This window comes from Nonomuraea sp. NPDC047529 (assembly GCF_040642995.1).
Lineage (GTDB): Bacteria > Actinomycetota > Actinomycetes > Streptosporangiales > Streptosporangiaceae > Nonomuraea.
The window spans coordinates 18,804-31,538 of sequence record NZ_JBEYTJ010000029.1; the positions used below are offsets into that span (position 1 = coordinate 18,804).

Sequence of the window (12,735 nt, forward strand, 5' to 3'; positions counted from 1 at the left end):
GCGAAAAGATAGGCGGACACGTCGAACGGCAGCGGGAACACCATGGACGAGGACACACCGGTCAGCGAAGGGCACGCGGAATTCGGCATCGGGGCCGTCTCCCGGCGTCTGGGCATCCCCGCGCCGACCCTGCGCACCTGGAACCTGCGCTACGGCCTGGGCCCCGGCCGCCGCAGCCCCGGGGGCCACCGCCGCTACGGCGACGCCGACGTGCGGCGGCTGGCCGAGATGAAGCGCCTGATCGCCACCGGCCTGGTCCCGGCCGAAGCCGCCAGACTCGCCCTGTCGCTGCCCGACCCGCCTCCTACCGGGGACCGGCGCACGTCATCGCCCACGCCAGGGAAGCCCGGGGGCCGGCCGGCCGTCGCCGCGCTGGCCCGTGCCGCGACCGTGCTCGACGGCCGAGCCGTCTCCGGCCTGATCGAGGAGACGCTGGCCGCGCAGGGCGTGGTGTGGACGTGGGAGCACCTCGTCCTGCCCGCGTTCGACGCCGTCTGCCGGGCCCAGGACGAGACCGGAACCGGCATCGACGCCGAACACCTGCTGTCCGGCCACCTCCAGGCGGCCCTGCACCGGCTCGCCGGCGACGTGCCGCCGCGGGGCGACGACCGGCCGGTGCTCCTGGCCTGCGCGGAGGAGGAGCAGCACAGCCTGCCGGTGCACGCCCTGGCCGCCGCGCTCGCCGAACAGGGCGCGCAGACCCGCGTGCTCGGCGCCCGCACCCCCTACGCCGCGCTGGCCTCGGCGATGCGCCGGCTCGGCCCGGCGGCCGTGTTCGTCTGGTCGCAGCGGGCGGCCACCGGTGACACCGCCCCTCTCGCGGACCTGCCCCACGTGCGTCCCGCGTGCCGGGTCGTCATCGGCGGCCTGGGCTGGCGGGGCCGGCCTCCTTCGGGCGTCGTCAGGGTCTCGACACTGCCCGACGCCGTCGCATGCGTCATGTCGACCCTGATTTGAGCCGCCCTTTCCCTCGATGAGCTTGTGACGCCGTCCCGCGCCTCGGTATGAATAAGTTTTGAATAGGTTTTTGCGGTGAGGGGCAGGCGCATGGACACCAGCGACGAGGAAGCGCTCGGCGAGTGTTACCGCACGTACGCCCCTTCCGTGCGCTCCTACCTGCGCCGGTTCGTGCCCGCCGAGGAGGTGGAGGACCTGTTGCAGGTCGTCTTCGCCGACGTCTGGCGCTCGCGCCGGCGCTACGACCCCGGCAGGAGCCAGGCCGCGTGGGTCTTCGCCATCGCCCACCGTCGCGCCGTGGACCACCTGCGCGTCCGCAGGCTGCGGACCGTGCCGTTGCAGGAGGCCGGCGATCCGCCGGGACGCGGGCGGCTCGCGCCGGACGCGCTCGGCGACCGCGACCAGATCGACCGGGCGCTCGCCGAACTGTCGGACACGCAGCGGCAGGCCATCGAACTGGCCTACTTCGCCGACCTGACCCAGCGGGAGATCGCCGACCACCTGCGCGTGCCGATCGGCACCGTCAAGGCCCGCATCTCGCGCGGGCTGCACCGGCTCTCCGATCTCCTGGAGAGCTGAGCGCTGATGTATACACCGTAAACGTTCATGGTTTACTGTGTATACATGCGAGCACGGGAGAAGACCGTCGAGACGCCGGACGCCGAACGGCGGACGCGCCGGGGCCGTCGGCGGTGGATCGCGGGCCTGGCGATCGTCGTCGTCCTGGCCGGGGTCGCGGGGGCCGGGGCCTGGTTCGGCAGCGACCAGTCGATCGCCGTCGTCCGCTACGGCACGGGCAACACCGAGGTCGTGGCCGTGCGGGGCGACCTGGTGACGCTCACACGAACGCCGGAGACCGACAAACCGGGCACGTACTGGCTGGAGTGGACCGGCTCGTACGCCATGCTCGGCGACGTCGTCACCCGCGCGCCGGACCGCGTGACGCGCAAGGTGCTGCGCGGCTCGGTCCCCTCGGTGGGCACGCCCGGCAACTTCGGCAACGTGCCGCCCGGCGACCCCCAGGTGGCCTGGGGCATCGGCTACACCGAGATCATGGTCCCCACCGAGCTCGGGCCCGCCCCCGCCTGGTACGTCCCCGGCGACGGCGACACCTGGGTCGTCGCCGTCCACGGCCAGAACGGCCGGCGCAAGGCGGAGCTGAAGATCCTGCCCGTCGTCCACGGGCTGCGGCTGCCCTTCCTGGACATCAGCTACCGCAACGACCAGGGCGCGCCGCCCTCGCCCGACGGGCTGCTGCACCTCGGCGACTCGGAGTGGCGCGACCTGGAGGCCGCCCTGCGCCAGGCGCGGACCATGGGGGCGCGGCGGTTCGTCCTGTACGGCACCTCGATGGGCGGCCAGATCGTCGGCCAGTTCCTGGACCGGTCACCGCTGGCGGGCCTGGTCGACCGGGTCGTCATGGACGCCCCCATGATCGACGTGCAGATGACCGCCGAACAGGGGGCCAGGAATTTCCACCTGCCCGCCTTCACGGCGGGACTGTCGAACCTGGTCGTCCGGTGGCGCACCGGCGTCGATGTGGACAGGCTCAGCCTGATCCGGCATCCGCCGCGCGTCCGGCCGCCGCTGCTGCTGATCCACACCGTCCCCGACACCGACCACCCGATCCAGGAGGCGCACGGCCTCGTGGCCGCGGGCAGGCGCCTGGGCTGGGACATCAGGTTCGAGCCCTTCGAGCAGGGCAGGCACACGGAGGCGTGGAACGTCGACCGCCCTCGCTACGATCGCCTCGTCGGCGACTTCCTCGCGCCGGATGTCACGCGGAGGTGAGTCCGCCTTTCACCGGATCCACCCGAGCCGTTTCGCGGAATGGAGATATCGATGATCAGGCGTCTTGCGCCGGTTGTGGCGTTCGTGTTGTTACCGGTCCTCGGCGCGTGTGCCGCGCCGGCCAAGGAACCGATGCTGAAGGACCCGGCGCGATGGCCGCTGGCCGGCCTGAAGGGGGTCGCCGTCCAGGGCGGGCTGCCCGAGGAGGCCGAGCTGGCGCTGGCGCGGATCAAGGTCGGCCCGCACGACCTGACCGCGTGGATCAACCCCTCGGGGCTGTGCGGTCTGAGCGGCGAGGGGTGGAGCGTGAACGCCGACCTGACCAGGTCCGACGCGGCGGAGCCCACGCGGGAGGACGGCTTCGCAGGCCCGGCGGAGCCCGAGGTCGGCGGCGCCCATGAGAGCAAGGTCAGCCTGTTCTGCACCCCCACCAGGATGCTGATCAGGGTCGAGGGGGAGACCTCGAAGCCGTCCGTCTCGGGCAACGCGGTCGCGCAGGTCTACAAGGGCGGCCTCAACGCCGTCGTGGGCACGCCGGAGGCCCGGCGGGAGTCGCTGCCGGGCGCGACCGTGACCCCCGGCGGATAGCGGGTTCACGCGCGCGTCTCGTGGAAGGCCCTGCGGTATTCGGTCGGCGTCACGCCGACCGTGCGGGTGAAGTGGTGCCGGAGATTGCCGGCCGAGCCCAGCCCGCACTCCTCCCCGACCCGGTCCACCGGCAGGTCGGTGGACTCCAGCAACTGCCTGGCCCGGGACAGCCGCTGCGCGTGCAGCCAGCGCAGAGGCGTGGTGCCGGTGGCGTCGTGGAAGCGCCGGGCCAGGGTACGGGGGCTCAGCCCGGCCTGCCTGGCCAGTTCGGCGACGGTGAGCGGGCTGTGCAGGCGCTCGGCCGCCCAGTGCAGCAGGGGCGCGAGGCCGTCGCCGTCGGTGCGGGGCATCGGGGTCTCGATGTACTGGGCCTGACCGCCCGGTCGGTGCGCCTGGACGACCAGCCGGCGGGCCACCTGGTTGGCGACCTCCGAGCCGAGGTCCTTGCGGATGACGTGCAGGCACAGGTCGAGCCCGGCGCTGCGGCCCGCGCTGGTCAGGATGTCGCCTTCGTCCACGTACAGGACGGACGGGTCCACCCGCACGCGCGGATGACGGGCGCGCAGCAGGTCGGTGTGCATCCAGTGCGTGGTGGCGGTACGGCCGTCGAGCAGGCCCGCCGCGGCCAGCGCGAACGCGCCCGTGCAGAGCGAGACCATGCGCGCGCCGCGCGCGTGCGCGGCCCGCAGCGCCTCCACCAGGTCCGGGTCCGGCCGGGCGTCGCGGTCCATCCGGTCCATCGGGAGGGCGGGGACGACGACCGTGTCCGCGCCCGCCAGCGCGTCGAGCCCGTACGACGGCGTCAGCGTGAACCCGTTGCGGGTGCGGACCGGGCCGGAGGCGGCCAGGCGCAGCTCGTACCAGGGGTCGGCGAGGTCGGGTCGCTCCAGGCCGAACGTGTCGCAGGCGATGGACAGCTCGAACATCGGCATGCCGTCGACCACGGCCACCGCCACCACTCCGGGATTCCGCACGCCTCCCAGACTAGCGGCAGGATTTTGACGATGGTGGGCAGTCCTGCCACTCGTGCCGCGAAAACGTCTTCGCCAAGGTGAGATGCGTGAACGACATCCCCATCAAGGCAGGGGTCATCGGTCTCTGCCTGGCCGCGTCGGCGACACCGTCGCCGCTCTACAAGCTCTACGCCTCCGCCTGGGCCATCCCCACGCCCACGCTGACGCTGATCTACGCCGCGTACTGCCTCGGGGTGCTCGTGGCGCTGCTGCTGTTCGGCCGGATCTCCGACTCGTGGGGGCGGCGTCCGGTGATCCTGGCCGGGCTGGCCGGCCTGCTCGTCTCGCTCGGGCTGTTCCTGGCGGCGTCCGGGGTGGGCTGGCTCTTCGTCGCGCGCGGGTTGCAGGGCGTGGCCACCGGCGTCGCGATCAGCGCCGCCGGCGCGGCCCTGCTCGACCTGCGTCCCGCCGCCGCCGGGCTGATCAACACGCTGGCCAGCGGGCTCGGCGTGGGGGTCGGCGGGCTGCTCGGCGCGGTCCTGGTCGAGTACGCGCCCGCCCCGCTCCTGACGCCCTTCGCCGTGCTCGCGGCGGTGGACGTCCTCCTGCTCGCCGGGGTGTGGCGACGGCCGGAGACGGCGGACACGCGGGCCGGGTTCAGGATGGCGGCTCCCGGGGTGCCGAGGGAGATCCTGGGGACGTTCGCGCTGTCGGGGCTCGGGGTGACGGCGTCCTGGTCGATCGTCGGGTTGTACCTGGCGCTGGTGCCCGCGCTGGCGCCCGTCCTCATGGGGTCGGCCGGCAACCTTCCCGGCGGGCTGGCCATCTTCGTCATGGGCACGGCCGCCGCCCTGGCGCCGCTCCTCGCCCGCCGCCTGCCCGGCGCGGGCGGCCTGCCGGTCCGCGCGCAGCTCTCGTCCGGCATGCTCGTGCTCGCCGCCGGCGTGGCCCTGATGATCCTGTCGATCTCGGGTGGGAGCGCCGCCGGGTTCATCCTGTCCAGCGTGGTGATGGGGCTCGGCGGCGGCCTCGGACTGGGCGGCTCCCTCGGGCTGCTGGGCGCGGCGGCGCCGCCCGACCACCGCGCCCGGGTCATGTCCGCGTTCTACGTCGTCGCGTACGCCGCCATCTCCCTGCCCGCCATCGGCGCCGGGTTCGCGGTGCGCACGCTGGGCCCGGTGGCCACGTTCCGCGTGTTCGGCCTGGGCGTCATCGCCGTCTCCCTGGCCGCCTGCCTCCTGGCGGCCCGGGCCCGGCGCGTCCCGGCGAGGGTGTGACCGGTCATCCGGCCACCGTCAGCGTGATCTTGCCGCGGACGAGACCGCGTTCGGCCTCGCGGTGCACGTCGGCCAGCGACTCCAGCGGGCGGACGTCCGTCTCGACGTCCACCACGCCCTGGTCGATCAGGGCCACGAGCTCGGCGAGCTGGCCCGGGTCGTCGCGGGCCACGAACCGGACGGCGCGCGGATGATCGATCGGCCGGGTGATGGAGACGAACTCCTCGGCCAGCTCCGTCACCGAGGCGGGAAAGTCGGCCACCAGGTTGATCAGCACGTCGTTGCCGCCCGGCAGGGGAGCGGCGGTGTAGTCCACGATCTCGTCCGCGCCCAGCGCCCGTACGGCGGCGGCGCTGCGCGGGCCGGCGGTCGCCACCACGTACGCGCCCGCGTGCTTGGCCAGCTGCACGGCGAACAGGCCGACGCCGCCGCCCGCGCCGTTGATCAGCACCCGGCTGCCGGGGCCGATACGGGCGTGCTCGAAGACCGCCTGCCAGGCGGTGAGCCCGGCCACGGGCACGGCGGCCGCGGCCGTCAGCGGGATCCGCCGCGGCGCCCTGGCCAGCGTGCTCGCCTTCGCGACCGCGTACCCGGCCGCCGCGCCGTCGATGCGCCCGATCACCCGGTCGCCGGGGGCCAGGCCGCCCGCCCCGGTGAGCACGGTGCCCGCGACGTCCCAGCCGAGCGTGCGCGGCAGGGTGCCGCCGAACACGTCCCGCAGCAGGCCCATGCGCAGGCCGACCTCCGAAGGGTTGAACGACGTCGCCGCCACCTCGATCAGCACCTCGCCCGGTCCGGGCCTCGGCACCGGCACCTCGTCCACCCTGATCACCGAGGCGTCGCCGTACTCGTGGAAGCGGGCGGCCCGCATGGTGCCGAGGAAGTCCGCGGCGTGCTCGCTCGCCCACGTCTCGAAGCCGGTCGCGGGCTCTCCGGTGACCTCCTCGACGGTCCCGGTGGACGGGCCCGGCTCGGCGAGGGCGCACAGCATCCCGTCCACGGCCGCTCCGGGCCAGCCCAGCCCGAGCAGCCGCCGCTTGGCCTCCTCCGGTGGCTCGTCCTCCCACCGCACCGGCCGGCCGATCGCCGCGCCGATCGCCCGCGCCTGCTCCCGCTGGGTCAGCGGACGCGGCCCGGTCAGCGTGTGGACCGCGCCGTGGTGCCCTTCGCCGAGGAGCGCGCGCACCGCGACGGCCGCGACGTCCCGCTCATGGATCGGGGACAGGACCGCGTCGCCGTACGGTTGCCGCACGACCCCCGTACGGACCTGCTCGGCCCACCGCAAGGCGTTGGCCGCGAACGCGTGCGGGCGCAGCACCGTCCACTCCCGCGCGGTCTCGGCGACCATGCGCTCGATCTCGACCTCGCACGGGCGGGCGGCGGCCGAGGAGAGGTAGACCACCCGCCGCGAACCGATCAGCTCCAGCACCTCGCGGGCCCCCTCGGCCGAGGCGAACGGCCACAGCAGGAACACCGCGCCGACCCCGTCGAGAGCCGCCGCCAACGTCACCGGGTCGGTGAGCTGCCTCGTCACCGTGCGGACGTCGGCGCCCGCCTCCTTCAACTGCTTCACCAGCGGACGGCCGATCGTGCCGGTCGCCCCGCTGACCAGGACTCTTGTCATGTCGTCAACCGTAGGAGCCAGGCGCGAGTCGTCCAATGTGTTTCCGTCTGTGATTAATACGCGATCATCTTGCGGACTAGACTCCCGTCATGGACGTACTGAGCGACGTGGTCGCCTCCATGCGCATCGGCGTGCCGCGCTCGGCCCGGGTCGCGTGGCCGGCGCCGTGGGGGCAGCGGTTCCCGTCGGCGCCCGGCTCGGCGGGTTTCCAGGTCGTGCTGCAAGGCTCGTGCTGGGCGATCCCGCCGGAGGGCGAGCCGTTCCCGGTCGGGACGGGCGACGTGCTGTTCTTCCCCCACGGCCACGGCTACGGGCTGGCCGACTCGCCCACCAGGCCGCTCCCGGAGCCCGACTGCGACCCCTACGCCCCCGCCGAGCTGTTCGCCTCGGCCTCGATGGAGGGCCCCGGGCCGGTCACCGTGATGCTCTGCGGCGGCTACCGGCTCGACCCCGACCGGGCGCATCCGCTGCTCAAGGGGCTGCCCGAGATGATCCACCTGCCCACCGGGCTGGGGCGCAACACGGACCTGCGCGCCGCCGTCGAGCTGCTCGGCAAGGAGATCGACGACCCGCGGCCGGGCGCGGACCTGGTGGTGCCGGCGCTGCTGGACATGTTGCTGCTGTACATCCTGCGCGCCTGGTTCGACACCTCGGCCGAGCACTGCCGGGCCGGCAACTGGGCCGCCGCCCTGGCCGACCCGGCCGTCAGCGCCGCGCTCGACGGCATCCACCGCGATCCCGCCCATCCCTGGACGGTCGAGTCGCTCGGCCGCCGCGCCCGGCTGTCGCGCGCGGCCTTCTCCCGCCGCTTCACCCAGTTCGTCGGACGTCCGCCGCTGGCCTACCTGACCTGGTGGCGGCTGAGCACGGCCGCCCACATGCTGCGCGACTCCGACGCCGCGCTGAGCACGATCGCCGCCGCGGTCGGCTACGGCTCGGAGTTCGCCTTCGCCAACGCCTTCAAACGCGAGTACGGCATGCCCCCCGGCAAATACCGCCGCCTCGACTGCGCCCCGCCCGCCCTCTCCAGGTCCTGAACCCCCCCGGGGGCGAGCGGTTACGCGCCGGGTCAGCCGTTGGCCTCCAGGAGGCGGGCGCCGAGGGCGGTCAGGTGGTGGTGGACGGCCTGGCCGTTGCGGCGGGTGCTGATCAGCCCGGCGTTGCGCAGCACGGTGACGTGCTCGGAGGCGGTCGAGGCGCTGACCTTGAGCCGCCCGGCCAGCTCGTCCGTACGGCAGCCGGGCCCGCCGACGGCCCGCATCACCCGCGCCCGCGCCCGCCCGACCAGCGCGGCGAGCGAGTCGAAGGCCGGGGACGGCATCGCCTGGCGGCCGCTGTCGGGTATGGGGACCGTGAGCACCGAGCTGCGCCGGTCCTGGGTGGTCGCGATGCCCAGGTAGCGGGGCGAGGCGCCGGCGATCGGATGGATCAGCAGGCCGCGCCCGCCGAGATCGATGGTGCGATCCGGGCCGCCCGCGACGATCATGCCGCTGCCGTCCCAGGACAGCCGCGGGCTGAGCGTGCTGAGCGCCGAGCCGAGCCCGATCCGCGCCGCCGTCTCCTGGTAGGCGGCCAGGCGGGCTTCGAGCCGGCGGCGCATGCCGGGCCATTCGGGGGCGAGGAAGCGGTGGAAGAGCACGTACATGCTGTCGGCCAGGGCCCGGCGGAAGCGCGCCGGGTCCATGTCGAGGTCGGGCCGTCCCGGCAGCCCGCTGAAGCGCCACAGGTCGCCGCCGAACTCCCGCTCCTGCGGCGGGGTGTCCAGGGCGGCGAGCGCGTCGAGCTCGTCGGAGAGCGCGGCGGTCTGGATCGGCGGGGCCACCTCGGAGGCGACCAGGCCGTCATGGAGGGTGACGCGGGAGGCGCCGCGGTTGAGGATGTCGAGCAGCGGCAGCGTCCGGCGCGGCACGGTCCTGGCGATGTCCCGCCAGATCGAGCCTTTCTCGGTCAGCTCAGGATGATGGACGCTGAAGGCCGCGAAGATCGCGTGGGTCAGGGGCGAGACCACGATCCGGGTGGCCGCGAGGTCGCCCACCTGGAAGTTCAGACGCATGCGCCAATCGTCCCCTGATGATCGATTTCAGGCAATCGTCCGGTTGACGGCGAAACTGTTCGGTGCCCGGCCGAAGAGATTGTGCGCACCCCGGCGCCCCTCGACCATGACAGCGAACGGCCCGCGCCGCCCTCCGACCCGCCCTCGGCGCTCCTGCGTTCGCAACGGCCGCTCCCGGCCGGCGTCGTGGTCATCACCCCCGCACACCGCTGAGGAGAACATCATGCGAAGCCACCCCCCGACGCCCGGCACGACAGGCCGGCGGGCCCGCCGCTTCCTGTGCGCCGTCGCCGCTGCCGTCCTGGTCGCGGCCACCTCGACGACCCCGGCGTACGCCGCCGACAACGGGCGCCACAACGAGGACTGGGTCTACCGTTCGGACTCCCTGTGCCTCCTGGTCTACGCCGAGATGCTCGACCTCTCCGACGGCAACTCCGGCTCCTACCAGACGTCCGCGGCGAACGTCTACGGGCCGAGGGACGGCATCCCGTGCGGCCGTTGGCAGGCCGTGCCCGCCGGCGATCTCGCGATACGTCAGGTCGTGCTCGTCTACGACCTGACCCACCAGGTCTGGGGACCCTGCCTGGGCCTGGACTCCGGCTTGCATTTCACCCCCAACACCACCTGGCACGCCGACTGGTACATGTGGAGCGGCGAGGGGTCCAACCCCGCCCCCTGCGGCACCGCCTGGTACGCGACGCTGGCCTTCGGATACGTCTGGGACGGCGGCTGGTACGGCGGCTCCCTGCCGTCGGGCAACGTGTGGATCACCGCCAAGTACGGCCTCCAGGCCAAGACACAACCGGCGCAGCCGCCGCGCCCGTCCTGGATCACCGACACGGGCGCGGTCGACCCGAGCAGGCTCCCGGACCGCCTGCCTCTCATCGGCGCCGACGGTGAACCCACCCATACGGACTCGGGCGCCATCGCCACCGTCGACACCGCCACCATGTTCGGCCCGCCGTCCCAGCCGCCGCAGAAGTGACGGGCGGCTCACACCGAAGGAGAGACATCGGCGACCGGGCCGTGCGGCCTCACTCGTTCTCGTCGGCCTCCGCGGCGGGTGCGATCTGCAGCGGTGTCCCGGCCCCGCCGCCGGCGAGCTCGCGCCCCCGGTTCAGGGTGTGGTCGAGCTGCCTGGCCAGGACCGGGACGGTTGCCGGCGGCAGGTACGCGTCGGCCCCGGCGTCGAGCAGGCGCCGGACCGGGCCGTCGTACCGGACCCCGAGCTCGGGATCCTCGATCTCGGTGACGACGACGCGGGCCTTCGGGAACATCGCCCGGAGCCCCGCGATCAGCTGCGGGCTGCCCGCGGGCACCAGCAGCACGTCGGCCGTCGCCGGGGCCGCGTGCATGTCGAGCACCACGTAGTCCGCCCCGAGCTGGGTGGACAGCGCGACGCGGGCCGCGTTCGAGAGTTCCATCGCGGTGGCCACGACGGTCACGCCGTCGTGGTCGACCGGCGCCGCTCGGCCGGGCTCGCCGGGCTCGTCCGGCTCGGCGCGATCGACGACGGCGCCCTGGACCACGTCGACGGTGCTGGAGATCGTCGCGATCGACGCGCCGTCACGCGTGAGGACCAGGCTCTCGCCGGGTTCGAGCGCGTCGATGAGCGCCACGACGTCGTCGGGGACGCGGGCCACGTCGATCCGCTGCGCCGCACGCGGGGCGCGTTTGCGCGTCACCACGCCCGGCCTCCGAAGGCGCCGTCCAACCGGATGAACACCCGAGCCCCCCTCTGACGCCGTGATCTCGTTGGATGCCGCCACACGACCATTGGTTCGGCAATGCACCGAAGTTTCACGGACCTACAGCCCGAAGGCCCCGCCCTCGACGAGGATGAGCAGGCCGATGCCGATCAGCACCACAGGCAGCAGGACGTGCCCCCACCGGCTCAGGGCCCCGGCGACGAGAGGGCGGGTGGCGAAGAACCGTCCGGCCGCGCACCACACGGCGACCAGGACGAGGAACACCACGACGTGGACGCTCGTGCCGCCCGGCCCTGCGGTGGCGAAGACCGGCACGTACACGCCGATGTTGTCGCCGCCGTTGGCGAAGGTGACCGCGGCGACCTCCAGCGTCTTCGGCCCGTCGGCGCGCCCGCCGGAGGGTTCGTCACTGTCGCGGCGGCTCCTCCACGCCTGCCAGGCGGCCTTGACGCCCAGCGCGAGGGGCAGCAGCCCCAGGTACGGGACGAGCCGCTCGGGAAGGAAGGTCGCCCCGAGGCCCGCCGCCACGGCCACCGCCACGAGGGCGAGGAAGCCCAGGTACTGGCCCGCCACGATCCGGCCGGCGGCACCCAGACGGCCCGCGCCCCGGGCGAAGAACAGCGCCAGGATCAGGATGTCGTCGATGTTGGTGACGGCGAACAGCCCTGCGGCCTGCCCGACGATGCCCAGGTTCACCAGAGGGGGTGCTCTTTCTGTCCGAGGGTGCCCGGAATGACCTTACCGGGGCGGGTCGGCGCTCAGGGGGGCGTGGACCGAGACGGTTCGATGGGATGGCGTGGTCTGCGGGGGCGAGGTGGCCAGTCCGGTCAGCAGGTTCAGGGACGTGGCGGCGTCGGAGCCCGGCGGGGCGCTGTAGATCATCATCGTCAGGTCGGGGTCGTCGGGCGCGCGCATGGCCACGTAGTCCAGGGCGAGCTCGCCGAGCAGGGGATGGGCGAAGCGTTTGCGGCCCCGGGTCTTGGCGCGTACGGCCTGGTCGGCCCACAGGCGGCGGAAGTCGGCGCTGTGCAGCGACAGCTCGCCGACCAGGGCGGCCAGTTCGGGGTCGTCGGGATGGCGGCCGGCGTCGAACCGGAGGTTGGCGACCGTGTCGCGGGCCTTGCCCTGCCAGTCGGGGTAGAGGTCCCTGGCCGCGTCGTCGAGGAAGACCAGCCGGGCCATGTTCCGCTCGGACGGGTCCAGCGCGGGGAAGTCGGCGACCAGCAGCCGGGCGAGCTCGTTCCAGGCCAGGACGTCCAGCCGGCGGCCGATGACGTAGGCGGGCACCCCGGCCAGCGCCTGGAGCGCCTGGCGCAGCTCCGGGCCCACCTTCTGGGGGCGCGGCGGACGCCTGCGGGCGGCGGTGGGCCTGGCGAGGTTGTGCAGGTACGCACGTTCGTCGGCGTCCAGGCCGAGCGCTTCGGCGACGGCGGTCAGCACCTCGGCGGAGATGTTGCGGGCCCGGCCCTGTTCCAGCCGGGTGTAGTAGTCGACGCTCACGCCGGCCAGCAGGGCCAGCTCCTCGCGGCGCAGGCCGGGAACCCGTCGCCGGCCGCCGAAGCCGGGCAGGCCCAGCGCGTCGGGGTCGAGCCGGGCACGCCGGCTCTTGAGGAACTCGCTGAGCTGCTGTGCACGATCCATGCCGTCCAGTATTGCGAGGTTTGTCAGCTCTTGCCTGGTTCTGTCAGACCCAGGCAAGGGTGGCCCCGGCTGGACAGAGCTCTGGGTGGCACGCGGCCCGGCCCTCACCATGGACATCGCCGGTATCACCCTCGAAGAAGGA

13 protein-coding genes are annotated in these 12,735 nt (G+C 73.6%); 7 read left to right on the forward strand and 6 right to left on the reverse strand.

The genetic code is table 11. From position 1 onward, the window contains the following. Nucleotides 1-42: 42 nt before the first annotated feature. The 4 genes from ABZ815_RS35515 (at nt 43) to ABZ815_RS35530 (ending at nt 3,336) form a co-directional block, all read left to right on the forward strand. Complete coding sequence (locus ABZ815_RS35515) at nt 43-957, forward strand: MerR family transcriptional regulator (RefSeq protein WP_357705590.1); 915 nt, start codon at nt 43-45, stop codon at nt 955-957. 90 nt (nt 958-1,047) lie between these two features. Then, nucleotides 1,048-1,536, forward strand: a complete 489-nt coding sequence (locus ABZ815_RS35520; protein ID WP_357705591.1) for a sigma-70 family RNA polymerase sigma factor — start codon at nt 1,048-1,050, stop codon at nt 1,534-1,536. Between the two features lie 45 nt (nt 1,537-1,581). Next, entirely contained in the window at nt 1,582-2,748 is a 1,167-nt protein-coding gene (locus tag ABZ815_RS35525; protein WP_357705592.1) for a prolyl oligopeptidase family serine peptidase, read from the forward strand. Between the two features lie 51 nt (nt 2,749-2,799). Next, nucleotides 2,800-3,336 (forward strand): hypothetical protein, encoded by a 537-nt coding sequence (locus tag ABZ815_RS35530; protein WP_357705593.1) that lies wholly within the window; start codon nt 2,800-2,802, stop codon nt 3,334-3,336. A gap of 5 nt (nt 3,337-3,341) precedes the next feature. Here the strand turns inward: ABZ815_RS35530 and ABZ815_RS35535 are convergent, their stop codons facing one another. Continuing rightward, nucleotides 3,342-4,310, reverse strand: coding sequence for a helix-turn-helix domain-containing protein (locus ABZ815_RS35535; RefSeq protein ID WP_357705594.1), 969 nt, complete (start codon nt 4,308-4,310; stop codon nt 3,342-3,344). A gap of 86 nt (nt 4,311-4,396) precedes the next feature. Between ABZ815_RS35535 and ABZ815_RS35540 the strand changes: the two genes are divergently transcribed. Continuing rightward, nucleotides 4,397-5,566 (forward strand): MFS transporter, encoded by a 1,170-nt coding sequence (locus ABZ815_RS35540; protein ID WP_357705595.1) that lies wholly within the window; start codon nt 4,397-4,399, stop codon nt 5,564-5,566. A gap of 4 nt (nt 5,567-5,570) precedes the next feature. Here the strand turns inward: ABZ815_RS35540 and ABZ815_RS35545 are convergent, their stop codons facing one another. Next, nucleotides 5,571-7,190 (reverse strand): zinc-binding dehydrogenase, encoded by a 1,620-nt coding sequence (locus tag ABZ815_RS35545; RefSeq protein ID WP_357705596.1) that lies wholly within the window; start codon nt 7,188-7,190, stop codon nt 5,571-5,573. A gap of 89 nt (nt 7,191-7,279) precedes the next feature. Between ABZ815_RS35545 and ABZ815_RS35550 the strand changes: the two genes are divergently transcribed. After that, entirely contained in the window at nt 7,280-8,227 is a 948-nt protein-coding gene (locus ABZ815_RS35550; protein WP_357705597.1) for an AraC family transcriptional regulator, read from the forward strand. Between the two features lie 32 nt (nt 8,228-8,259). Here the strand turns inward: ABZ815_RS35550 and ABZ815_RS35555 are convergent, their stop codons facing one another. Next, nucleotides 8,260-9,243: a winged helix-turn-helix domain-containing protein gene (locus tag ABZ815_RS35555; RefSeq protein ID WP_357705598.1), complete on the reverse strand. Its 984-nt coding sequence runs from the start codon at nt 9,241-9,243 to the stop codon at nt 8,260-8,262. 223 nt (nt 9,244-9,466) lie between these two features. On the opposite strand from ABZ815_RS35555, the gene ABZ815_RS35560 reads away from it, so the two are divergent. Next, nucleotides 9,467-10,228, forward strand: coding sequence for a hypothetical protein (locus tag ABZ815_RS35560; protein ID WP_357705599.1), 762 nt, complete (start codon nt 9,467-9,469; stop codon nt 10,226-10,228). A 49-nt stretch (nt 10,229-10,277) separates the two neighbouring features. Here the strand turns inward: ABZ815_RS35560 and ABZ815_RS35565 are convergent, their stop codons facing one another. The 3 genes from ABZ815_RS35565 to ABZ815_RS35575 all read right to left on the reverse strand — a co-directional run bounded on the left by ABZ815_RS35565 (nt 10,278) and on the right by ABZ815_RS35575 (nt 12,593). Further along, on the reverse strand, nt 10,278-10,931 hold the full coding sequence (locus ABZ815_RS35565; RefSeq protein ID WP_357705600.1) for a hypothetical protein: 654 nt from the start codon (nt 10,929-10,931) through the stop codon (nt 10,278-10,280). Nucleotides 10,932-11,051: 120 nt separating this feature from the next. Continuing rightward, nucleotides 11,052-11,648 (reverse strand): cadmium resistance transporter, encoded by a 597-nt coding sequence (locus ABZ815_RS35570; RefSeq protein WP_357705601.1) that lies wholly within the window; start codon nt 11,646-11,648, stop codon nt 11,052-11,054. Between the two features lie 42 nt (nt 11,649-11,690). Continuing rightward, nucleotides 11,691-12,593: a helix-turn-helix transcriptional regulator gene (locus tag ABZ815_RS35575; protein WP_357705602.1), complete on the reverse strand. Its 903-nt coding sequence runs from the start codon at nt 12,591-12,593 to the stop codon at nt 11,691-11,693. Nucleotides 12,594-12,735 lie beyond the last annotated feature (142 nt).

Excerpts from the sequence above, each read along its gene's own strand:
- ABZ815_RS35530 (WP_357705593.1), top strand. The coding sequence starts at position 2,800 with ATGATCAGGCGTCTTGCGCCGGTTGTGGCGTTCGTGTTGTTACCGGTC.
- ABZ815_RS35560 (WP_357705599.1), top strand. The coding sequence starts at position 9,467 with ATGCGAAGCCACCCCCCGACGCCCGGCACGACAGGCCGGCGGGCCCGC.
- ABZ815_RS35545 (WP_357705596.1), bottom strand. The coding sequence starts at position 7,190 with ATGACAAGAGTCCTGGTCAGCGGGGCGACCGGCACGATCGGCCGTCCG.
- ABZ815_RS35555 (WP_357705598.1), bottom strand. The coding sequence starts at position 9,243 with ATGCGTCTGAACTTCCAGGTGGGCGACCTCGCGGCCACCCGGATCGTG.
- ABZ815_RS35520 (WP_357705591.1), top strand. The coding sequence starts at position 1,048 with ATGGACACCAGCGACGAGGAAGCGCTCGGCGAGTGTTACCGCACGTAC.
- ABZ815_RS35550 (WP_357705597.1), top strand. The coding sequence starts at position 7,280 with ATGGACGTACTGAGCGACGTGGTCGCCTCCATGCGCATCGGCGTGCCG.
- ABZ815_RS35525 (WP_357705592.1), top strand. The coding sequence starts at position 1,582 with ATGCGAGCACGGGAGAAGACCGTCGAGACGCCGGACGCCGAACGGCGG.
- ABZ815_RS35575 (WP_357705602.1), bottom strand. The coding sequence starts at position 12,593 with ATGGATCGTGCACAGCAGCTCAGCGAGTTCCTCAAGAGCCGGCGTGCC.
- ABZ815_RS35515 (WP_357705590.1), top strand. The coding sequence starts at position 43 with ATGGACGAGGACACACCGGTCAGCGAAGGGCACGCGGAATTCGGCATC.